At 45.9% G+C, this 23576-nt stretch carries 15 protein-coding genes and 2 pseudogenes; 10 read left to right on the top strand and 7 right to left on the bottom strand.

Going from position 1 to position 23576, the window contains the following annotated elements; genetic code table 11:
- Positions 1 to 240 precede the first annotated feature (240 nt).
- Positions 241 to 1119, top strand: a complete 879-nt coding sequence (locus tag QUB06_RS18505; RefSeq protein WP_333436513.1) for a sugar ABC transporter permease — start codon at positions 241 to 243, stop codon at positions 1117 to 1119.
- 202 nt (positions 1120 to 1321) lie between these two features.
- Here QUB06_RS18505 and QUB06_RS18500 read toward each other — a convergent pair whose 3' ends face one another.
- Complete coding sequence (locus tag QUB06_RS18500) at positions 1322 to 2023, bottom strand: DUF4079 domain-containing protein (RefSeq protein WP_333436512.1); 702 nt, start codon at positions 2021 to 2023, stop codon at positions 1322 to 1324.
- A 947-nt stretch (positions 2024 to 2970) separates the two neighbouring features.
- Here QUB06_RS18500 and QUB06_RS34715 point away from each other — a divergent pair.
- Positions 2971 to 3183, top strand: a pseudogene (locus tag QUB06_RS34715) (winged helix-turn-helix domain-containing protein); the annotation flags it as partial.
- A gap of 93 nt (positions 3184 to 3276) precedes the next feature.
- On the opposite strand, the gene QUB06_RS18490 reads toward QUB06_RS34715, so the two are convergent.
- Together QUB06_RS18490 and QUB06_RS18485 are read right to left on the bottom strand one after the other, a co-directional pair.
- Positions 3277 to 3699, bottom strand: coding sequence for a DUF6335 family protein (locus tag QUB06_RS18490; RefSeq protein ID WP_333436510.1), 423 nt, complete (start codon positions 3697 to 3699; stop codon positions 3277 to 3279).
- A 238-nt stretch (positions 3700 to 3937) separates the two neighbouring features.
- Positions 3938 to 4144: a hypothetical protein gene (locus QUB06_RS18485; RefSeq protein ID WP_333142901.1), complete on the bottom strand. Its 207-nt coding sequence runs from the start codon at positions 4142 to 4144 to the stop codon at positions 3938 to 3940.
- A gap of 165 nt (positions 4145 to 4309) precedes the next feature.
- Here QUB06_RS18485 and QUB06_RS18480 point away from each other — a divergent pair, with 165 nt between their 5' ends.
- Together QUB06_RS18480 and QUB06_RS18475 are read left to right on the top strand one after the other, a co-directional pair.
- Positions 4310 to 4723, top strand: a complete 414-nt coding sequence (locus QUB06_RS18480) for a peptide chain release factor 1 (protein ID WP_333436509.1) — start codon at positions 4310 to 4312, stop codon at positions 4721 to 4723.
- 222 nt (positions 4724 to 4945) lie between these two features.
- A pseudogene (locus tag QUB06_RS18475) lies at positions 4946 to 5466 on the top strand (transposase); the annotation flags it as partial.
- A 232-nt stretch (positions 5467 to 5698) separates the two neighbouring features.
- Here QUB06_RS18475 and QUB06_RS18470 read toward each other — a convergent pair.
- The 4 genes from QUB06_RS18470 to infC form a co-directional block, all read right to left on the bottom strand.
- Positions 5699 to 6175 carry a Crp/Fnr family transcriptional regulator gene (locus QUB06_RS18470; protein WP_333042796.1) on the bottom strand — a complete coding sequence of 159 codons (477 nt, stop codon included), beginning with the start codon at positions 6173 to 6175 and terminating at the stop codon, positions 5699 to 5701.
- Between the two features lie 15 nt (positions 6176 to 6190).
- Positions 6191 to 6394 (bottom strand): hypothetical protein, encoded by a 204-nt coding sequence (locus QUB06_RS18465; RefSeq protein ID WP_333436508.1) that lies wholly within the window; start codon positions 6392 to 6394, stop codon positions 6191 to 6193.
- Positions 6375 to 9419 carry a HEAT repeat domain-containing protein gene (locus tag QUB06_RS18460; protein ID WP_333436507.1) on the bottom strand — a complete coding sequence of 1015 codons (3045 nt, stop codon included), beginning with the start codon at positions 9417 to 9419 and terminating at the stop codon, positions 6375 to 6377. The genes QUB06_RS18465 and QUB06_RS18460 overlap by 20 nt, the downstream gene beginning before the upstream one ends.
- Before the next feature lie 107 nt (positions 9420 to 9526).
- Positions 9527 to 10063, bottom strand: coding sequence for a translation initiation factor IF-3 (gene infC / locus QUB06_RS18455; RefSeq protein WP_006635262.1), 537 nt, complete (start codon positions 10061 to 10063; stop codon positions 9527 to 9529).
- Positions 10064 to 10481: 418 nt separating this feature from the next.
- On the opposite strand from infC, the gene QUB06_RS18450 reads away from it, so the two are divergent.
- From QUB06_RS18450 to QUB06_RS18425, 6 genes are all read left to right on the top strand, one after another.
- Entirely contained in the window at positions 10482 to 11504 is a 1023-nt protein-coding gene (locus tag QUB06_RS18450) for an alpha/beta fold hydrolase (RefSeq protein ID WP_333436506.1), read from the top strand.
- Positions 11505 to 12124: 620 nt separating this feature from the next.
- Positions 12125 to 12352 carry a hypothetical protein gene (locus tag QUB06_RS18445; RefSeq protein ID WP_333286934.1) on the top strand — a complete coding sequence of 76 codons (228 nt, stop codon included), beginning with the start codon at positions 12125 to 12127 and terminating at the stop codon, positions 12350 to 12352.
- A 716-nt stretch (positions 12353 to 13068) separates the two neighbouring features.
- Positions 13069 to 14856, top strand: coding sequence for an N-acetylmuramoyl-L-alanine amidase (locus QUB06_RS18440; RefSeq protein WP_333436505.1), 1788 nt, complete (start codon positions 13069 to 13071; stop codon positions 14854 to 14856).
- 156 nt (positions 14857 to 15012) lie between these two features.
- Complete coding sequence (gene murI / locus QUB06_RS18435; RefSeq protein WP_333436504.1) at positions 15013 to 15873, top strand: glutamate racemase; 861 nt, start codon at positions 15013 to 15015, stop codon at positions 15871 to 15873.
- Between the two features lie 180 nt (positions 15874 to 16053).
- On the top strand, positions 16054 to 16608 hold the full coding sequence (locus QUB06_RS18430; protein WP_015176151.1) for an NYN domain-containing protein: 555 nt from the start codon (positions 16054 to 16056) through the stop codon (positions 16606 to 16608).
- A gap of 1048 nt (positions 16609 to 17656) precedes the next feature.
- Positions 17657 to 23563, top strand: coding sequence for an AAA family ATPase (locus QUB06_RS18425; RefSeq protein WP_333436503.1), 5907 nt, complete (start codon positions 17657 to 17659; stop codon positions 23561 to 23563).
- The last annotated feature ends 13 nt before the right edge of the window (positions 23564 to 23576 follow it).

Below are 23576 nucleotides of genomic sequence, written 5' to 3'. Positions count from 1 at the left end.
GCCTCGCTTGTTAGTAGGAAAATTGGAGGCAGAGCCTCCGGATATGCGTTACCAGGCAGAGCCTGTTAACGAGTAAAATGCGAGTTTTATAACTGGTTCCCAGGCTATGCCTGGGAATCAATGTCCAGAGGCTCTGCCTCGCTTGTTAGTAGGAAAATTGGAGGCAGAGCCTCCGGATATGCGTTACCAGGCAGAGCCTGTTAACGAGTAAACGAGTAAAATTACCAATTACCAATTACTATGTCTGTGACTTTTTCCCGACGCTATTTCACGCCTTATTTGTTTTTGCTGCCGGCTTTATTTATTTTGAGTTTGACTGTTTTGTGGCCGGCGGTGCAAGCTTTTTATTTGAGTTTTACCAACTACGAATATGATTTAACTCAAATGCCGCAGTGGGTGGGTTTAAAGAATTTTAACAGGTTGTGGGGCGATCGCACGTTCTGGCAAACTTTGACGAATACGCTGCTCTATCTCACCTGCGTTGTGCCTGTATTGGTTGTTCTACCGTTGGGAATGGCGATTTTGTGCAACCAAAAACTTAAGGGGATGAACTGGTTTCGAGCCGCATACTACACGCCGGCGGTGATTTCAATGGTTGTCGCCGGGATTGCTTGGAAGTGGCTGTTTGCTGAGACTGGACTGCTAAATCAGTTGGGGGAATTGTTGGGTTTACCTCCTGTTTCTTGGCTGGCTAATCCGAAGTTAGCAATCTTTAGCGTCATGGCAGTTACTATCTGGAAAGGATTGGGCTATTACATGGTGATTTATTTGGCGGGGCTGCAAGCTATTCCGGCAGAACTTTATGAGGCGGCTGCTATGGATGGTTCTGATGGTTTGGGAAAGCACTGGGATATTACTGTGCCGCTGATGAAGCCTTATTTAGTTTTGGTAGCCGTGATTTCGGCGATTTCTGCTACTAAGGTTTTTGAAGAAGTTTATATTATGACTCAGGGCGGGCCGCGAAATAGTTCTAAGACTGTTGTTTATTATCTTTACGAACGGGCTTTTAAGGATTTAGAAATTGGCTATGCTTGTACGATCGGGCTGGTTTTGTTTTTGCTGATTTTGGGTTTGTCGATTTTACAAGTTAGCCTTCAGGGTTTGACTCGCAATGATTAAGGTTTAGGACTGATTGGTAGTGACCGAGATATTGCAACATTCTCATCTCAAGAACAGCCAAGATGCCTGTTCCACAATACATAAAATCTCAAAAACAGGCAAGATGCCTGTTCCACAATACATGAAATTTCTTGTGGGGTGTCCCGCCCGCCCTTCTAATTTATACTAATTTTAGACTGGAATCTCGAAGTAATGCGATCGCTCACGGCTTTGGGCAGGTCTTATTGCCGAAATCACAGGTATAAATATAGGGTTTCTGCCAGTTCAGAGGAATTTCTAATAAATCCCTGGTTCCGGTCATTCCCTGTCCCAGAAAGAGCAGCACAGCGATCGAGCTCAAGATGACATGGATAGTGCGCCAGCGATTTGAACGGTCTTTGTAAATGTCTTGAATGATGGCAAGGGAGAAAACCATAATTAGCGCAGCGACGATGCCAATGTAGTAGTGAGACCAATACCATTCATTCGTTCGCCGATAAACGCCATCCTGAGTGCCAAGAATTACCAAACCCGTACCTGTTAGGGTCGCAAATATGCCCCGCCATAAAGCGGGTGTAGCTCGATATAGCATGACCAAAGAGGCGACAGTTGCAACAAACATCAGCACAATGAAAATGACCTGAAACGAGTTTTTGCTCCAAACATCCTTGCTCAAAATATGCTCAAAAATCGGGTAGGCTAGACCCAACAACGTCACTCCTACCACAGAACCTGACAGAATTCGACCTGCTTGGACGTGTTCTGAACCGACTACAGGTGGAATTGTGCTCTTGGTGTCGATCGCAATTTGCTTGCGACGCTGCATAGTTTGCCACCCCATATTGAGAACAATACCAAGCATAGGAAAAACAATCGCTACAGCTAAAATAGGATGCAGCAAACCCAGAAAATCTTTAAATTCCATAAATAACCTTTTTGTTGAGGAGGGTTGGCTTCATCAACCCGGTTTTTGCCATACATAATATCATATCCGGCGATCTAACCACAGTAAGTTTGTAGTCAGGACTAATAGTGATTATTCAGCCACATAGAGAGGATTGAAGTCCTGACTACAAACACGCTTTATGAAGGGTGACTCACCGGAAATGTTCATAAATCAGAAAATATAGCAGTTGTCAATTGGGTGAGGTACAGCTTTCTCAATTACGCAATGGAGCAATTACAATTACCTTGTTCTCAGGGAAATGAAAACTGCTGGCGGTTAGCGACTAATTGCCTGCATCACTTTGAGCTTAGCGGAACAGTTCTTTGTTATTCAGAATAGTAGGTCAATTTTTGTTAGCTAAAGCAAGGTGACGAGGGATATCCCCATTCAGTGTGCTTGTACTTTCTTGTCGTAGTGGAGCTCAAGCTTCCCATTAACGATTTTCCAGGCGTCACAAGGGTTGGCTTGTGCAACCTTAGATGAAATAGTTGTAGAGTTTAAGTTTGTGGAAGCCTTATTAACTATCAGCAACAAGCACTGGAAACAGCCGTTGACCAAACTGAAGCCACGCTTCGGAGGTTAGAAGATTTGGTCGATTTGGGACGGCCTGATAGTGGCAGCTTGCACTTTTGTTTGCATCCGGTGATGCTGAATAATCTGGTGTCGGAGGTCGCGGAGATGAGTAAAAAAGTTAGCAATTGGAAAATTATTTATGTGTCAACTAATGAGGATGTTGTAGCCTGTGCGGATCGGGATAGTTTACAACAGCCTTTCATTATGGAATAACTCTTCGCGAGAGTGAAAACACGTCGGCGCCGAACTCAACCAAATTACCCGGATAAGTTATAATTTGAAGACCTAATTTTTAACGGTTTAACCCCTTTAATTTATCGAATTAATTAACTAATTGATACACTAAAAAATAGTTTAATTTGTTAGAATTTATGCTGCAAAATGCCCGTCAAGTCATTACCCGCGAGCCAATTTTATAAAAAGTCTGGGGTTCCGATTTTATGGGCGTGTCAAACATTATTGAAGTGTATATTCGTGCCTTACGGATTAAGTTAGAAGCAAGTAACTCAAAACGCCTGCTGCATACTGTTCGGGGAGTTGGATATGTGTTGCGAGAGCAAAAGTGAGGAGGGGCGGATTTACAAATACTTGGGATATGAAGTATGGATACTGGTGAACCCGCTCCTATTATACTACCTATTTTTTTGTACCAAAGACACCTATAAATCCGGTCGTTCCTGATAATCTTCTGCAGAACTCGGGTCTAATTCCCAGCGACTTTCATCTCGATGTTCAAGCATATTTGTTGTGTTCAAAATAGCGCCATCGGGCATTTCTATGCCCGCAGCGGCTCCGAGTTCGTCAACCATATCCAGGTCGGGAGTAGGCGCAGTTCCGCCCACCGATTGCTCGCCAGTGGCACTTTCTTGTTCCGCAGCCGGATCGCCATCCTCGCCGCCGATTTGGGAACTCGTGGAAGAGTATTCCGAACTGCTGTCCTGCAGGGTTGTTATGTCGTCTTGGCTCAATCCCGGTTGATCGATGACGCCCGTACCGTAAGATTCAGTAATTTCTTGAGGCAATTCGCCCAAATTATCACCATCTCTTGTTGTTTTTGCGTTGCGTTCCTTTTGCTGTGCCACGAGACTTGCTCCTGTTGGTTTTTGAACTCAATTAAATTAAAAGTGTCCGACTTTCGCTTGAGCTGAATTATTTTTAGTTATTGCCAATTTCTGTCATTAAGTGGCATCATAATTGCTATTTAAGCTAAAAGCTTCTATCCCAGGAAATATATGGATTACGCTCGGCTATTTCATTGGGAATACAAAAAGCGATCGCCCGTTTGACAAGGGCGATCGCTTTTTAATGGGGAGGCTAATTCTATTCTGGAAAATCAGGAATTATCCATTTGGGGGGTTCCGTCCGTTTCCTTCTCACCGCTTCCTCTGCTATTTCTAGCATTTTATCCAGAGAAGTATTTTCAATAAACTGGGACGTTGCTTCTGCGTATTCCCGCTTCGGGCACTTGTCGCCCAGAACGCAGCCATTGACGCAAGCTACAGCACAATCGACAGTGTTCTCCACCATAACTTTTTTCCTTTGACGGTTCCAACAACTAATAGGCAGGTACTCTGGGTGAATTTGTCAAGAGACAGCTCTATATCTTTATTTTACTTCACAAATTGTCATCAAAGGTCGATCGCCAACGCAAAACTGTTATAAAATCAAAGCAACCTACCTAATCTGCCGATCGTGAGTAATTTTCTGCGGCGCTTAAAACTTTTACCTTGGCGAGAAATGCTGCAAATTGCCGCCCTCGTCAACTCAATCGTGATTGGACTGGAGCTATTTTTAGCCTGGGGTTTCACGCAATCGCGGCCAATCCGCAACGGGGTGACGCTTCTCTACGGTTCCTCCCTGGGGATGTTGATACCTTTTGCAGCCGCAGTGGGAATGGGAGCTTTAGCAGTGTACTTTTTAGAGTATTGGCAACAACAATTTTTGCTCAACCGAATTAGTTTGTGGGTTTTAGTTTTGTGCGTGCTCTTGGGTTTGGTGTTAAAGTCATTCCTACCCATACCTCCTTTATTAGCAAGTTTATCGGAAGCTGCACTAATCGGAGTTACGGTGGGAGTTTTTTGGAAGGGCCGGCCTTATTGGCGATAGTCATGCCAGTTTAGATTTTAGATTTTAGATTTTAGATCTTAGATTTTAGATTTTAGATTGGCTATGACTGATGAATATTCGAGTTGGGTGCTTGTCTACAGTTACATTTTTTTTGATGATAGTATCATTAGACCTCTTGCGAAAGTCTCAGGCGAGCTCTAATTTAGTCTTTAAAGAAAGTTCATAATTATAAATACCAGCGATCAAATTAAATCTTAATTTGAAAGATATGTATTTGTAGACCGGATGAGCTGGGAGAATTTTAACGAATCAGGAGACTTGAAAGCACAAGTAGAAGCTTATTATAGCTTCACAGGATATTATCCAGAGTCAGTTCATGCAGAGCGGATTTCTCGTACAAGAGAAAACCGAGCTTGGTGTAAAGAAAAAGGAATTAGAATCAGTGAACCACCTCTAGGAAGACCTCCAGCAAATGTGAGGAAAGAAAAAAAGAAGCAAGCAAAGGAAGATGAGAGGATTCGTCAGGCAATTGAAGGAAAATTTGGGGCTTGCGTCAACGAAGATTTAGCCTGAATCTGGTAATGACAAAACTTGAGAATACCTCTACTACAGCTATTGCTATCACTTTTTTAGTAATCAACCTTTCTACCGGGTGGCGCCGGGTTTTTTGTATGTTTTTATGCGGTTCGGGGAAAACAATGCCTGTTTTTGGGCTTAACATAATTTGCGTTTATATTTTACTCAAAATGAGGCTGGAAAAACTCATCTTTAACTCTGGTTGAATAATCAATCACTCCCCATCGCCAAAAAGCGATCAATTATTCAGTAAGCCCTATTTAGTAATGCACAAATTCACCTTTTTGTCAAATTAATTTAGATGCGTTTACCCTGGCTATTCGTAAGGTGCCAATAGCGGACACTAGCCAGAGAAATTGTGCGCTATTGACACCTTACAGAAGATAAATTGTGCAGAATTACCGATCGACTAAAAACACAATTCCCAATTCCCAAATTTCATCGCATCTCAGGAACTCTCACAGTCTCTGTAGGAGGCATAATTGCCTCTTTAGCATTCAACTTTTGATTCAACTCCCGAATCCGGCGCGACAGCAAGCGAATAATATTCACCGCAATTCCCGGCGTTTCATCAATCGCATCGTATAGCTGCATTTGAGTCAGCATCAAACACTCTGATTGTTCGACAGTAGAAATAGAAGCCGATCGAGGTTCTGCATCAAACAGCGACATTTCCCCGAAACAAGCCCCCGCTTTCAACTGTGCCAAATCCCGATCGCCTATATGCACCCGCACCGTTCCCGATACCAAAATATAGAGAGATCGACCTTCTTGTCCTTCCGTAAAAATCCTGTGCTTAGAAGGAAACGAAAGTTCATCCATTACCGATGCTAGACGCACGAGAAAATCATCCCGCAGTTCCTTAAAAATCGGAACCTCCCTCACAAACAATAGGCGTTCGACGCTGGTTAACATAATGAGATGCAATGATTAATTTAAACTTAAACAAAGGAAGAGGAATTGGGCATTGGGCATTGGGCATTGGGCATTGGGCATTGGGCATTGGGCATTGGGCATAGTTTCTTTTTGTTCCCTCTTCCCTCTTCCCTCTTCCTTCTTCCTTCTTCCTTCTTCCTTCTTCCTTCTTCCTTCTTCCTTCTTCCTTCTTCCTTCTTTACCTTTTTCCCCCAGCACCCAACTCTGCCATCATCTCTCCAACTTGAGCGGATACCAAATTATCGGGGTCATTTTGCAGCCTGGGCAACAATTCGACCAAAGCCCGGGGCGAGGCTATTTTCAAATAGGCTAACACTGCTTCGCGGACAAAACCCGTCGGGTGCTGCAGACAGACGAGAGTTTGTTGAGCCGTAAGACTCCAGCGCGCTTCTCTCGCCAAGTGAAAGCAGCAGGCCAAGGCCCAATCCGAAAGGAAGTGACGCAATTCTAGCAAGCGCCGCAAACGATCGCTAGGGGCTAGAGGTTTGTAAACCATCAATTCCGAGAGGTTGCTCAATTTTTCTCTTTCCGAGTGTTGATCTAACAAATTGATGAGCGATCGCTTCCTAGCTATATCCACAGTATTGTCGAGAATTTCCAATCCCCTAGCAAGCAAAGAAGGTTGGCCAGAAGCGATGTTGAAAGCAGCCGCTTGTACTGTGTCCAGCGGATAAAGAAACTTCATCAGCAAAAAACACCGATCCTTAGCGTCCGCTTCCAACCCCGCCAGAGCCCGCTGTAACAATTGAGCCGTATCGTTCCCAGGTGCCCCGGTGCTGTTGGCTTCCCGATCCGAGAAATTGCCGTAGGTTGTTACCCCAGACAAATCTACCAGAGCTGCATAAATTTGACCGATAAACATTAACTCCTGCTCGATAAGAGTTTCCAAGCCGCTGCGGCCGATGCGGTCTAGAACCCCTTCTATCCCCGCTTCCGAAGGCATTTTCAAAAGGATGCGGAGGATGTTGCGCCTGGTCGTGCCCCAAGTCGTCATCAAATTGCTCACCAAAATGTCGATCGCCTCATTTGTCCCAATTTGACCCAGAGCCGTCCAAGCTTGCAACCTGACCAAATCCGACTTGTGGATGTCCTCAGCCAAATACACGAGCAAAGGAATGGCATCGTTGTGAAGTTTGACTATAGCCTGCAAAGCCGCTTCCCTCGTCGATTTGTAACCGAGTCCGCGCAGCAGCGAAGGATAATATTCTTCCGAATGAGTAGACGAAATCACGTCTAACAGAGCGCAGCGCACTCGCAGAGATTCATCTTGCAACAGATTGGGGATGTACAGCCGCAGTCCTTGCAAATAATCAGCCTCTCCCAGAGCCCGCGTCCCCATAACACGTTCCCGCTCTTGTTTGTGCGTCAGCATTTGGCGCAGCGTGTTAGTAGCCTCTGCCTTTTGCTGGCGATCGCCCCTTCTCATAATTAAAGCAGCCGCCGTACCCCGCACCACCGGATCGACCGTCGGCTGCAAGTAAGGCCGCAAGCTCTCAATATTCGGTTCAGCTTCCGTCAGCCAGATGTAGCGCAAAGCCAAGGCCAGCACCTCCGGCGGCAAGGATTGCTGCGAGAGTGCGCGAACAGCTTCTAAATATGCGGGGTTCGGGTGTTGCAGCATCGTTTCCAAGCTCTGGCGCTGCAAACCTGGGGACAGCGAATCGAGGATGGGAGCCAGAACTTCTCCGACATTTTTGGGGTCAATTTGCGTCAGGAGTTCTATGCAAGAGCGCTTTTCATCTTCGCCCCCTGGCTTTTGTAGAGTTTCCACCACTGCGCGCTTGAGAGCTTTGAGGTCAACGTCTGTGACGCCCAAGCGCCCCCGTTCTGCACTTTTGACCAACAAACCCACGTATTGAGAGCGGATCAGCCAGACCACAAACACCCACACTAGGGCCAATATTACGATCGCGCCAATAAATATCAAGCTTTGCTGGTCGTGAAATACATCTATATCTTGCTGGGGGAGTATCGTGCCTGTCACCCACAGCATAATCAGGATGCCGACTCCTGTAACTCCGGTGGACAAAGGTTCGCCTACACCGTTGACCAGCGTTTGAATGCCCGATCGAATATTGTCGGGAATCGGTTGAAATAAAACCGGGCTAACGGTTTCTAACAGCGTGTAGTGCAGCAGTTCGTCTAAAAATCTCAGCAATATCAGCCCGATGAACACAGATACTAGCTGGCCTAGGGATGCTCCTATGGTCAGCACTCCGAGTATAGCGATGCCCGCCGGCAAAATCATCGCCGTCACGAATACACCGATTCTTTCCACCAACCGGCTCGAAGCGAACCACTGAGTCGCCACTTGAAACAGGCCTTGTATGCCTTCATAAATGCCCAGGAAGCTAGCGATCCAGCTAGCTCCGTCCCCCGGGTTTTGGTATTCTAGCTGGCTGTAGAATTGGAAATCTACCAGCACGTAGACGACTTCTGCGAGGATGAAGAAACTGACTAGAGGTACGGCGTATTTTTGGAGCGGGCCTGTAACTTTGCGGGCGGTAAATTCTTCTTGGTCGTCGTCTTCGTCGTCATCCGTCCAGTGAGCCGTTTCCGGGAATGCTTGGCTGTATTTTTCCGTGAGGTAGTAGAGCAACACCGAGCCTGTCGCCACCATCAACCCCGATATGAGGGTAACGTTTTTGAGTCCGACTACGTACAGCAAAACAGGCAGAGAAAATCCGCTGACTACTCCAGCTACTAGATAGCCGCTACTGACTAGCGGATAGGTGCGCTTGATTTCTCTAATATTAAACAGTTGGTTGGAAGTGATAGAAGTATTAAGGTCGTTGAGGACATAGCAAGCTTCTACCCACAGCCACATCAAAAAAATAGTAATAAAAGCGATGCTGACGCCAGCTATCTGAGTATTTTCGTAGCCGATGCCGAATCGAAACAAAAATAGCGGTATCGACATCATTGCCAGAACAACCACTACGGTGCGCCTTAGCGGCAGGATTTTTTGCAGCCACGAGTAGACAAATCCCAAGCCAGAACCGATAAACGCGCTGGCTATGTAAATCCAGGGCATTTTGTCTGCACCAAATTCATCTAGAAAAAGACCTACTGTGCTCAGTTCCAGCCAGATCAGCCCGACGGAGGTTAGAGTGTAGACGACGAACATCAGTACGGTTCGCTCTACTTCTTCCGATCGCAGGTTGAGCGATCGCAGCACTCCTTGTCTTACTCCCGCCGAACCGCTGATTTGAAAATTTTCCATGCAGCGTTGATTTCCCTGTGTGGTAGCTTATTCCTGACTAACTTTGGAAGTCATCAGCTATCAGTCACCAGTTTATGACTGATGACTGCTTACTAATGACTATCTATTTATACTTTCTTTGGCGACAGCAGCATCATCATACTGCGTCCTTCTTTTTTGGGGGCTTGCTGCACTTCTGCGATTTCCTGCAAATCTGTGGCCATGCGCTTAAGCAAGTCCTCTGCTAGGTTGCTGTGTTGGATTTCCCGACCTCTGAACATGATCGTGGCTTTTACTTTGTCCCCAGATTTGATAAAGCGGTCTGCTAGTTTGAGGCGCACTTGGTAGTCGTGTTCTTCAATTTTGTAGCGCATCTTCACTTCTTTAACATCAGCAGTGTGCTGCTTCCGCTTTGCTTCTCGCGCTTTCTTTTCCTGCTCGAATTTGTACTTCCCATAGTCCATTACCCGGCATACGGGCGGGTCAGCTTTGTCGCTGACAAGTACGAGATCGAGTTCTTTTTCTTCTGCGAGGCGCAGCGCTTCTGCAGGCGTCAATATCCCTAGTTGCGCGCCGTCGGTATCGATTACCCGGATTTTGGGGTATCGAATATTTTCGTTAATCTGAGGTAGGTTGCGATTTTGTCTTCTTTCAATCACAGGCATGAATGGTTTTACAAGCAGTAGTTTAATAGCGAAGCTTCTTGATAGTTACAGGTTTGAGCGGTCAATTTTTCACGATTGACGATCGAACTGTTTTATAAGGTGTTACCCTTACCGGACGTACTACCGCGCCCTATGTCCCCTCCGCTAAAGCCTTGGGGAATATTTGGACTGATCGTAAATGAATTCTTACAATACTTGCTATTCTACTCACTCTGGCTGAGTTTCTGCCTAGTTTTATTTTAACTTCACACACGATCGCCCGCCCCCTTGCCCGATCGATGACAAAACGGTCAAAAATTCAGGGTAAAAGCTTAAGGATGAGGTAAAACCGCTTTTCCTAGCCCATCTCGCCCGGTCTGGCAAGTCCCCCAAGTCGCCTGATTTGCCTTGTACAATAGGTAGAAGCAAGTGTAAATTTATGTTGCGATCAGAGGCAAAATTGACAAATTCTCTGCTGTGGCACCAACGGGTGGGAACTCAACGAGACTGGATGTGGCGGGGTTGGCAAACTCGCTACACTTATTTGCGGCCCGATGGGGTACGAAATCAAGGCGCGCTGGAATCTCAAGATTCTGCGGCGGAACCAATTGCCCCGCGCGCATCGGGAACGCCGATTATTTTACTGCACGGGTTTGGAGCTTCGATCGGTCACTGGCGACAAAATCTCGCCCAACTCGCCGAAAACCAAACGGTTTACGCCTTGGATTTGTTGGGGTTTGGCGCTTCCCAAAAAGCTCCGATCGACTACTCTGTGTCTTTGTGGGTTGATCAAGTTTATGATTTTTGGCTAACTTTTATCAGAGAGCCAGTAATATTGGCAGGAAACTCGATCGGCTCGCTAATTTGTCTGGCCGTAGCTGCTGCTCACCCGGATATGGTGGCCGGCACGGTGATGATTAGCCTCCCAGACCCCTCTGTGCGAGCCGAGGCGGTGCCCGGATGGCTGCTTCCGGCGATCGAAGCGGTTGAAAGTTTGTTTGTTTCCCCGATCATACTCAGGCCTCTGTTTTATTTTGCCCGCAAGCCTTCCTTTGTCCGCCGCTGGGTTGGCTTTGCCTACTCCAACCCCGAAGCTGTTACCGACGAATTAGTGGAAATTCTAGCAGGGCCAGCAGGCGATCGGGGAGCAGCCCGCGCCTTCTGCGCTTTATTTAAAGCTGTAGGCAGTTCAAAATTTGGCCCCAGTGTCAAGACTGTGCTGCGAAATTTAAGAATCCCGATGCTGTTAATTTGGGGCAAACAAGACCGGATGATTCCCCCTCGGTTCGCCCAACCCCACCAATTTGTCGAATGCAATCCCAATTATGTAGAGCTAGTTGAATTAGACAACGCCGGCCACTGTCCCCAGGATGAATGCCCGGAACAAGTAAATCAAGCAATTTTGAACTGGATGAGCCGGAATTTTGCACCTATGGGCGAGAGCGAATTGCAGCACTGTTGATTAGACATGGGGCCGTGGATTACTAGGGGAAAAAAATAACTTGCAGGTATCGATCCCGCTCAAAAATAAATTTGCTAGAACTCGATCGCACCGGTGGTATGGTATAGCAGATGTTGAAGGCTATAGGGGCGAAGCGGAGCGGGTAAAAAGAAGTCCTGCAAGAAGGCGTAATCGACCGCTTAGGTTTCAAAAATTAAGAACGTCCTCACCGTCAGGGCGGTTGCGATATTACAAAACTTCCCTATCTTGAGAGTCAGTCGATTTGAGGTTCGAGAGTGACCACGAATTTCAAAGGTGGTACCCGCCACGTGATTTATCCGTGGAATCAATCCAAAATCGAAAATCGAAAATCCTCAAGCCCCCGCATTTATCCGTGGGGTCGCCTCTAAAATCTAAAATCTAAAATCTAAAATCGATTGACTCCCCAGCCACTATCTAGAGGCTTGAACTAACCTAAACCACTTGTTTGCTGTGGACGACTCCTGCAGGAAAGTAAGTCTCCGTCTTTCTGTGATGTCATGTATCTACTGTTATTGATGGCCACTTTTTTTAGAAGGTGAGAGATTGACACAATCACCAAGATAGTGTATCTTCTCTAACTGGTAGTACACATCCAAGTTATGCAGTTAGTCGAAAGGCAAGTCATTAAACCAAATCACAGGTTTTACCCAGAAGCCGATCGATTGTCTTTGCTGTCCAACAAACTTTACAACTGCGATAACTATATTTACGGTCAAAACTTTTTCTCAGGTCAACCAACCAATGCTCTGGCTGTCGATCGTGCACTCAAAAAGAGTCTAAATGACAAAGCATTGCAGGCCCAAGTAACACACAAAACTCTCCGGTGACTGCTGAAAACATGGACTAACTATCATAGTGTTAAATTGGCGGGCGCGAGCGCGATCGCCCTACTAAGTTTCAAGCAGCACCGAAAATCCCTGACTAAAAAATCCAGAAAAAAAGAGAGCAGGGGCGATATGTAGTTGTATTCAACTGTCAATCTGTTAGCAAAAAAGTAGCAAAAAAGCTTTTCCCAAAGAATATGCCAGTTTGTCTGGGACTAACATTTGGCGGCATTGAAAAGTTACCTAAATCTGGGAAATCCGGATTGTTCCGGAGGTAAGTTGTTAAGTTATTGAGGTAGTTTAGGAAAAGTTAGAACAAAACGCAAGTGTAAAGCGGATTATAACCCTGACCGTAACGAGCTTCGCCAACATTAAAGAGCTATGAAACCCCTCCCTGGAAGATCGGTAAAATTCTACCTTCTAACTTGTACCTTCTAACTTCAAGAAACACCTTGTCTCTTGCTCCTAAAAATAAATACCTTCCCTTGTGCCAACAATCTTTCAGTCTGCTTATAACCGATCGCCCCCAAGTATACGGAAAAGTTCAAAAATGCCGGGATCTGGCATTTGGGAGCCTGTTAACGCATAAAAAAGTCAATTTAGCCAACAACTGACGGCCCCCGTGCCCCCGGTCTGCTGGCGGCTAACTGCTGAAAGCCGATCGGGCAAGCAGCGCCCTTCCAGCTTTTGGCAGTAACGCAAACGAGGAAAAAACTGTCGTGAAATTCCACTGGCTACTACCGAGTTTCTTAAGTGTATTTTTGCTCGCCGGAGCCGCCGAAGCAGCTAGACTGCAATCTTGGCGGTTTGATGCTTCAGAGAACCGGCTTTACATTACAACAGAGGGGGGAGTACAACCCAAGGCTCAACTGATTTTCAACCCGATGCGGTTGGTAATCGACTTGCCGGGGACGAGTCTGGGCCGTCCCTCGGTCAGCAAACCGCTCTCAGGGGCGATCGAATCGGTGCGGGTAGGGCAGTTTGACAACGATACGACCAGAATTGTGGTCGAGATCAGAGACGGGTTTACTATAGACCCTCAGCAAGTAAAATTCCGGGGAATTTCTCCGAGCGAGTGGACAGTGGATTTGCCAACGCCGGTGCGGGGAGAAACTCAAAATCCGATTTCAGAGCCAGGGGGAGAAAGGTTATCGGTTGAACCTTCAGCATCCCAAGCCCAGTCGGCCGAGGCGACTGTAGTTCAGAACGTTCAGGTGACGGCGGACGGTTTTTTAGTCCGCACTGCGGGCGGTCGCCCCCAAATTAATTTTGAACAAAGTCGGGCCGGGGACATCGCCACCCTGGATATTGAAGGAGCGAGTTTAGCGCCGGGCCTAAGCAGCCAACAGCCTCAAACGAACGGCCAGCACGGGGTTGACAAGATTGAAGTCCGGCAACTGCCAACAGACCCGCCCGTTACCCGCGTGACTTTGCGGATGAAGAATTCTAATACTCAGTGGCGGGCGTCTGTGAGCAATTTGGGCGGGGTTGTGCTATTGCCTGGAAGTGTAAGACAGCCCTCGGTTTCCCGCAGCCTGACTGTAGCTCCTCCGGCGAGACAAGCTCAAGGAAATTTAGCGAGAGTTCAGTCAATTGATTTAGCCAGTAACGGCACGCAACTGGTGGTGAGAACTGACCGCCAAGTCTCCTATACCAGCGGGTGGGATCAGGCGTCGAGAGCTTACTGGATCAGGATCGCCTCTAGTGTCCTGACGGGCGAAATTCCTCAGCTCGATGCCAACAGTCCTGTATCGTTTAGTGCCAGCCAAGAAGATGCGGAGACTGTGGTGGTTTGGGTGCAGCCACGATCGGGGGTAGAGGTAGGCAGGGTGACGAGACCGAACCCGCAGTTGCTGTCTTTGCAGTTGCGATCGAATGCTAGCGCGCAGCCTTTGACTCGCACTCCCAATTTGCAGCCTTTGCCGAGAAGGACTTTCGGAACCGATGAGTTGCCCCAAGCTTCTAACCGCCGCGCCGTAGTAGTGATCGATGCTGGTCACGGTGGCCGCGATCCGGGGGCAGTCGGGATTCAGGGCATTCAGGAAAAGGAGATTGTTTTGGATATCTCGCTTCAGGTGGCGAGGCTGCTGGAACAGCAAGGGGTGCAGGCGGTGATGACTCGGACTGACGACAGGGAAATCGACCTGGAACCCAGAGTTTCTTTGGCGGAACGGGTGAATGCTAGTGTGTTTGTCAGCATTCACGCTAATGCGATTAATATGAGTCGGCCTGATATCAGTGGGGTTGAGACTTATTATTTCAATAACGGCCAAGATTTGGCCAGGGTGATTCACGCCAGTATTTTGGAGGGTACGGGGGCGACTGACCGCCGGGTGCGGCAGGCGAGATTTTATGTTTTGAGGAAGACTTCTATGCCTTCTGTTTTGCTGGAGGTGGGTTTTGTTACGGGTGCTGAAGATGCTGCTAGGCTTTCTGACCCAGCTTACCGCAGTCAAATGGCGGCTTCGATCGCTCGTGGCATTTTGCTTTATCTTCAACAAAGATAATGGGCAGTGGGCAGTTGACTGTTGACTGTTGACTGTTGACTGTTGATTAATGTTATTGGTTATCTGTTATTAGCCACTGCAAACGATTAACAAATGACAACTGACAACTGCCAACTGCCAACTGCCAACTGCCAACAGATAACTAACTATTAACAAATGACAACAGACTCTGAACAACAAAGAATCGGTATTTTTGACAGCGGCGTGGGCGGTTTGACTGTTTTGACCCAGTTGTACCGACAATTGCCCAACGAATCTATACTTTATTTTGGAGATACGGCGAGGCTGCCTTACGGCACTCGCACGCCGTCGGAAATTGTGGAGTTTGTCCGCGAAATTATGGCCTGGTTGGTGGAACAGGATGTGAAAATGGTCATTATGGCCTGCAACACCAGTTCTGCTTTGGCGATGGAGATGGTGCAGGCGGAATTTGATATCCCGGTGCTGGGAGTAATTCTGCCGGGGGCGCAGGCTGCGGTGCAGCAAGGCAAGCGGATCGGGGTCATAGCAACTCCTGCTACGGCTGCTAGCAATGCTTATCGAAATGCGATTTTGGAGATGGACGATTCTTGCTTGGTGTGGCAGGTTAGCTGTCCGGCTTTTGTGCCGCTGGTGGAACAAAACCGGATTCACGACCCTTATACTTGTGAGGTGGCTCGGGAATATTTGGCTCCTTTGATTCAGCAGCGCATCGATACGCTGATTTACGGCTGCACTCATTATCCGCTGTTGGCTCCTGTGCTTCGCTCGCTTTTACCTGCTGGGGTGACATTGATCGATCCTGCGGTACGGGTGGTGGCTGCTGCAGCCAGAGAATTGGAGCTTTTGGGGCTGCGGAATCCTGGTACTGCGCTACCGACTCGTTTTTGCGTGAGCGGCCCCCCGCAGCAGTTTGCCGAGTTGTCGGTGCAGTGGCTCGGTTGTACTCCTGCTGTTGAGAAAATATCCCTGCCGACAGTTGTACGTAGCGAAGCGGGGCGTAAGCCATCGCCCGTATCGCTGGAATCGGGCGAATAAGCCGGAAAATTTATAGGTTAATCAAACCCCCCAAAACTCAGGTAAAGCTGGCTCTGGGGGGTTTAATTATTGCGATGTAACCTAGCCATTACACATCAATAGGTAATATTATTGAACAAAAGCTTTGATGAACAATGCAAATAATGTCCTATACGTGCTGGAGCTCTTCAGCCTTGAACCATGTCACTCTATGTATCACAAGCAGTTTTACTTGTAGACGGCTATAACATAATTGGACTTTGGCCTCGACTCCGAGAGAAGCGCGATCGCGACGAACTCGAAACAGCTCGCCGCGAGTTGATTGAGGTTTTAGTTAACTACAGCGCTGTTCAAGATTTTGAGGCTCGACTTGTATTTGACGCACACTATCGAGATACTCCCGGCGTTAAAGAAATTATTACTAAAAATTTATCGGTGCACTACACTGACTTCGGTCAGACAGCAGATACTTATATTGAAAAATCTTGTGCTAGTTTGCGGTATGAGTTGCGATCGGTCAAAGGCAAAGGCCGCATGATTGTCGCCACATCAGACCGAGCGCAGCAATTGACCGTAGTCGGCTACGGTGCCGAATGGATGTCCGCCGAACAACTAGCGGCTGACGTAGAATCCACCGCCCGCCGCAGCGAGCGCCGGCACAAATCCCGCAAACAAAATTCCAGTCGCTTTCTCGCCAGTTCCCTCGATCCAGAATCCCAGCAGCGCCTCGCCAAGTTGAGAATGGGGCTGCATTAGCTGCTGAAACCCGCTCGCTGTCTGATAAAAAAAAAGTTTCTCAAAGGCCTTGCCAAATCGAGTAAGTTCAGCTATTGTTAGTAAATGTGGGTAACAAAAACCCCCAATCCTCGGTAGCTCAGTGGCAGAGCGGTCGGCTGTAATGAATGCAAGCCTTTGGCATCAACCAAAAGCCCTAGTGACATAGCAGCTTTATCCGGTAACGGATACTGAAAAATCGGGTGAATTCAAGGAAACCGCAGCACTTCGGGTGGCGGCAATCTTGAGCCAAGTCTGGCGAAAGGCAGCGGTTACGATCGCAAGTAGCCGGAAAGGTGCAGAGACTAGAGATGAGGAGCCTAACCGATAAATCTCATAGCGCCCGACATCCGACGACAGATCACAAACATGATTTGTAGGGATGATGAAATAGTCCGCGCCCTTCGGAAACGTTGGGATAAGTGTAACCGATTGGTCGTAGGTTCAAATCCTACCCGGGGAGTTAGTAAAAGTCTGAAGTTGGAATTTTCCAGCTTCAGACTTTTTGTTTTTAAGATTTTTATTTAACTATAAAAGAGAATACCCAGCTTCCCGACTTCGCAGAAGTTGTCGGGGAGCTAAAAGAACAGCCCTTGACGTTTAATTAGAACGACATACTTAAATGTGTTGTCTGTCGCCTAAACTTAGGTTTTCGATCCCTTGGCTTTCCCTTCGTTCTTGGTGACAAGGCTCAAAGCTAGAGCTAAACCTTGAAGTTATATGGATCAGTCCGTCATGTGTGCGATCGGCAGAACCGACTTTGTTACAATAATATGAAGCTCCACGGAGTAAAGTGTCATGCCGCACATAATTTAGCCAGATCCCCCAGCAGATGTTCTGTGCGCGAGTCCCCACCCTCTAAACCTTTACCTATCTATGTACTCTCTACCTACTGCGAGTAATTACTTATTTTTAAAAGTATAAAAAATTACATAAAACTCTACAAATACTTAAATAGCTTCCGCCCCGCCCCCTTGTCCACATCAAGCGCGATTTTAGCCACCTAAGAGTTAGTCAGAAAATAAAAACCATGAATGCAATTCCCGGTTACAAAATCACAGAAGTTGTTCAACTTGGTGTGAAGTCCATAATTTATCGCGCAGTCAGGGAATCCGATCGAGCCTCAGTCATTATTAAAACACTCAATACCGAGTACCCCACAATAGAAGAAATTACCCGTTTGAGACATGAATACAAAATTAGCTCGAAGCTCCTAATCGAAGGGATTGTTAAACCCCATAGCTTAGAAAAATATAACAACTGTTTCGCTCTGATATTAGAAGATTGTGGCGGTCAATCTCTCAAGCATTATCAAGTCGGTAAAAGTATTAAACTTCCGAAGTTCTTGCCGCTGGCTATTCAAGTGGCTCAAACTCTCGGAGAAGTGCATCAAAACCAGATTATTCACAAAGATATTAAACCCTCAAATATTATCATTACACCCGATTTTGAAAAACTAAAAATCACCGATTTTAGCATGGCAACGCGCCTCTCTAGAGAGGTTCACCAAAATAGCAATATCACCGTGCTAGAAGGTACTCTAGCCTATATATCCCCAGAGCAAACTGGTCGGATGAACCGCGACCTCGACTACCGAACTGACTTTTACTCTCTAGGCATCACGTTTTATGAAATGCTTACAGGAGAGTTACCCTTTAATTCAACCGACCCCTTAGAATTAATTCACAGCCACATTGCGGTGACGCCAGTTCCTCCAGATCAGTTAAACAAGGAAGTCCCCCTGGTAGTTTCATCCATTGTCATGAAACTATTAGCTAAAAATGCCGAAGACCGATATCAAAGTGCCTTTGGAGTAAAAGCAGACCTGGAAAATTGTCTAACCCAGCTACAAACTACTGGCAAAATAGAAAATTTCATTCCAGGGACACTTGATAAATCAGGTCAATTTTTGATTCCCCAAAAACTCTACGGCCGCACACAAGAAGTCGCTGATTTGATGGCATCCTTCGAGCGAGTCAGCTTTGGGAAAACAGAGATGGTGTTGGTAAGCGGTTACTCAGGCATCGGCAAAACTTCAGTTGTCAGTGAAATTCACAAACCAATTGTACGGCAGCGGGGTTATTTTATTACTGGCAAATTTGACCAGTTTAAGCGGGATATTCCTTATGCTGCAATAACTCAAGCCTTTGAATCATTAATGCAGCAGTTATTAACAAAAAGCTCAGAAGATTTGGCAATTTGGAAAGAAAAGCTTTTGTCAAGGCTGGGTAATAACGGTGGAATTATTATTGATGTTGTCCCTTCTGTCGAACTAATAATTGGTTCGCAGCCTGCTGTTCCCCAATTGGGGCCGACAGAATCTCAAAATCGCTTTAATCGATTGTTCAAAGAATTTTTGAAGGTGTTTGCCCAAGCAGAACACCCCTTAGTTCTCTTTCTGGATGATTTGCAGTGGGCAGATTTAGCTTCCTTAAAATTGATTCAGGAACTGGTAACAGACTTGGAGAGCAGATATTTTTTACTGATAGGAGCCTATCGAGATAACGAAGTCAATTCGACTCATCCTTTAGTTCAAACTGTCGGAAAAATTCAACAGACGGGTGCTCAGGTGCATCACATTATGCTCCCATGTTTAGAGTTGAGCAGCGTCACGCAGCTAGTACAGGATACGTTGGGTAATGAAACCGAAAAGTTAAAGTCTTTGACACAGTTAATTTTTCATAAAACTGGCGGAAATCCATTTTTCCTAACTCAACTGCTCTCAACTATTCACTCAGAACAACTGTTAGTTTTTGATTTCACTTTTGGTGCATGGCAGTGGGACATTAGGGAAATTGAAGCCGCTGGCATTGCAGATTACAGTGTGGTTGAATTAGTTGCTCGGAATCTTCAACTATTGCCGGAGGAGACGCAGCAAGTATTAAAATTAGCTGCTTGTATGGGCAACCGTTTTAGTTTAGACAATTTGGCAATTGTTACGGAAAAATCCGGCTCGGAAACGGCGGCAGATTTATGGGATGCGCTTCAAGCTGGTTTAATTCTGCCAATGAGCGATGCTTACAAAATCCCTCTGGTTGAGGAAATCGACTCCGGGCGGCCAGGGCATGGGGATGGAGTTGGGAGTCGCGCTCAATACGCAATATCTTACAGGTTTTTGCACGATCGCGTACAGCAAGCCGCCTATTCTCTCATCCCTGACTCGCAGAAAAAACAAACTCACTTAAAAATCGGCTCTCTGCTATTGCAGGGCGAGCACGGGGGCACCGCCCCTACGGCATCCGAGATAGCAGAAAATATCTTTGATATTGTCAACCAACTCAATATCGGGCGCGAATTCATCACAAATCAAGAAAAGCGAGATGAACTAGCTAACTTTAATCTTATAGCTGGCAAGAAAGCTAAGAGTTCTGCCGCCTATGAAGCAGCACTCAAATATTTTAATGCGGGTCGAGAACTTCTACCCGAACCAGCTTGGGAGAGTCACTACAATTTAATTATGGAACTTCACCTGGAAGCGCTGGAATTATCCTATATAAATACTGATTTTGAGCGAGCATTGCAGCTATCGGATCTGATTATATTGCGCGCTAAAAAATTGCTAGAAAAACTAAAAGTTTATGAACTAAAAGTAATTTATTATTTAATGCTAAATCAATTCCAAGCGTCGATAGATATAGGTCTAAAAGCTTTGAAAATGCTGGAAGTGTACATCCCGATAAATCCCCACAAAATGAATATTTCCCTGGAGCTATTTCTAACAAAACTAGCTTTAAGAAATAAGCAGATTGAGGATTTAGTGGAACTGCAGCCAATGACTGACCCTCATAAAATTGCTGCTCTACGAATTCTAACGAATATGACTCCCGCTGCTTTTGTAGTAGCACCCGATATGTTCCCACTGATCATATTTAAAATGGTTACACTTTCTCTTAAATACGGGAATGCGCCACTGGCTAGTTGCGCCTATGCAAACTATGGTGTGATCCACTGTGGGGTGTTAGGCGATATTAATTCTGGATACCGATACGGTCAAATGGCTGAGGCACTTTTAGAACGCTTCCACACCAACTTGCACAAATCTCAAGTTTCAATGCTTTTTAATGGTTTTATCCGTCACTGGTCTGAGCAGGTCAGGGAAAGTCTTATAGGTTTGCTTGAGGGTATTCAGAGCGGACTAGAAACCGGAGATGTCAGCAATGCTTGTTCTTGTGCTGGTCTTTACAGCAATTATATATTTTTGAGCGGCGAACCTCTGGACTCCGTAGCCAGTAAGCAGAGTCAATGTATTGAAATGCTGGTGAAGTACCAAAATGAATTTATGATGAATCATACCATTATAGGGGCTCAAGTTGTCTTAAATTTGCAAGGTAAAACAGCTAATCCTTGCCTGTTAGTTGGCGAGAGATTTAATGAAGAAACTATGCTGCCCGCTTTAAGGGAGAGTAAAAATAATCTGGTAATATTTTTAGGATGTTTTTTTAAATCATGGCTAAATTATCTATTTAAAGATTATGCTATATCTGCTGAAAATGCCATGACAGCATCAAATTACTCTGAGGCTGTGATGTCCATGATGTATGTTCCTCTGCACAATTTTTACTATTCCCTAGCCCTCTTAGCTTTGTATCCCACAGCTTCAAAAATAGAACAGAAAAAATATTTAAAAAAAGTTGGGTGGCTTCAGAAAAAAATGAAGCATTGGGCTTTTCACTGCCCGCAAAATTATAAGCACAAATATGACTTAGTAGAAGCCGAGAAAGCGCGAGTATTGGGACAAGATGAAAAAGCTGCTCTGTATTACGAGCAAGCGGTGAAAGGAGCTTCGGAGAATGAATACATCCACGAAGAAGCGCTAGCCAACGAACGGGCGGCAGAATTTTATCTTGCTCGCGGTCGAAACAAAGTGGCTCAGAGTTATCTGATAGATGCTTACTACGGCTATATTCATTGGGGAGCAACCGCCAAGGTCAAACATTTGGAGTCAGAGTATCCGATGTCTTTACCCCCTGCATCTGCGGCCAAATCTAGTAGCGATCGAACTATTACTAGCACTAATTATAGCACGAGCAACAGTCAAAGCAGTTTATTGGATTTGACAACTGTTGTTAAAGCATCTCAAGCGCTAGCTAGCGAAATTGTGCTGGATAATTTGTTAGAAAAGTTAATGAAAATGGCGATCGAGAATGCTGGGGCCCAAAAAGGTTTTCTCCTGATGCCCAAGGAAGGAAAATTACGGATTAAAGCAGCGGCATCGGTGGAGTCTTCGGATGTTGCAGTTGAACAATGCCCTAGAGTATCTCCTGCAGAGGTTTTGCCAATAACGGTGATTAATTATGTTGAAAAAACGCACTCTGATGTAGTTTTAAGTCAGGCTGCTAGAGAAGGTCTATTTACCGACGATCCCTATATTAAAAGGCAGCAAGTGAAATCGGCGCTTTGTACTCCTATTCTGAATCAAAGCAAACTCGTAGGTCTCCTTTATCTGGAAAATAATTTAGCTACTGAAGCGTTTTCTCCAACTAGGTTGGAGGTTTTGAAAATTCTTTCTTCCCAAGCTGCTATCTCTCTAGAAAATGCGGTACTTGTTGCTAATTTGTCGGAGGCTAAGGAACAGTTGGAGGATTATTCACGGACGCTGGAGGTGAGAGTAGAACAGCGCACGCAGGAATTAAAGACTAAAGAAGCTAAGCTGCAAGAAGCTCAAAAACTGGCGCACCTCGGCAACTGGGAATTTGATTTGGAGGGGGATCAATTAACTTGGTCTGAGGAAGTATTCCGAATTTTTGGCCGTGACCCTAAACTACCAGAACCCACTATTTTAGAACACAGGAAGCAAATTCATCCAGATGACCTAAAGTTGTGGTTAGAGGTAGTAGAGCAGATTAGTCGGTTAGGAAATTCTTGCGAGTATGAGATGAGAATTTTGCGCGCTGATGGAGCTGTCAGATATATTTATGTTAAGGCGCAAGCTATTTTTGATGGCGGTAAGGTGATTAAGTTATTTGGGACGATACAGGACATTACGGATCGCAAGTTAGCGGAGGATGCTTTGCGACTGTCTGAGGGGCAATTGAGAGAAAAAGCGAAACAATTAGAAGTTACTTTGTCCGAATTACGCTCGACGCAGACTCAACTAATTCAAACGGAAAAAATGTCTTCTTTGGGGCAGTTGGTGGCGGGGGTTGCTCACGAAATCAATAATCCAATTAATTTCATTTATGGCAATGTTCTCCATGCTAACGATTATAGCTCGGATTTGCTGGGATTGATTGAGCTTTACCAGGACTCTTACCCGAATGCTAATCCTGAGATTGTTGCTAAAACAGAAGATATTGACCTCGCTTTTATTCAAGAAGATTTGCCCAAAATTCTAAAATCAATGCAGGTTGGGGTCGATCGCGTTCGCAATATTGTGCTGTCGCTGCGGAATTTCTCACGCCTGGATGAAGCCGAGATGAAACCAGTGGATATTCACTCCGGGATTGATTCGACTCTGCTAATTTTGCAGCACAGGTTGAAAAAGGATGCAGTCGGACATGGTATTGAGGTAGTTAAAGAGTACGGTCAACTGCCGAAGGTAAATTGTTATGCTTCGGGGTTAAATCAGGTGTTTATGAATATTTTGAGCAATGCAATTGATGCAGTGGAGTTAGGAGTTGGGCGACCGGGGACAACTGCCAAACTAGAAAATCCTTTGTCTCCAATCTTTGAGCGAAAGATTGACATTCGGACTGAGGTATGCGACAAAAACTGGGTGAGAATTTATATTGCTGATAATGGTCGGGGGATGACGGAGGAAGTACGATCGCGAATATTTGACCCTTTCTTTACTACAAAACCTGTGGGGCAAGGTACCGGTTTAGGGTTGAGTATCAGTTATCAGATTGTAGTAGAGAAACACGGCGGGAAGCTAATGTGCTTTTCCGCGCCCGGTGAAGGGGCTGAGTTTGTGATTGAAATTCCCGTGAAGCAGTGAACTTTTTTTAAGT

Source organism: Microcoleus sp. D2_18a_D3 (assembly GCF_036702455.1).
In the GTDB taxonomy this organism is placed as follows: domain Bacteria; phylum Cyanobacteriota; class Cyanobacteriia; order Cyanobacteriales; family Microcoleaceae; genus Microcoleus.
This window is presented reverse-complemented; position numbering and strand designations above follow the sequence as displayed.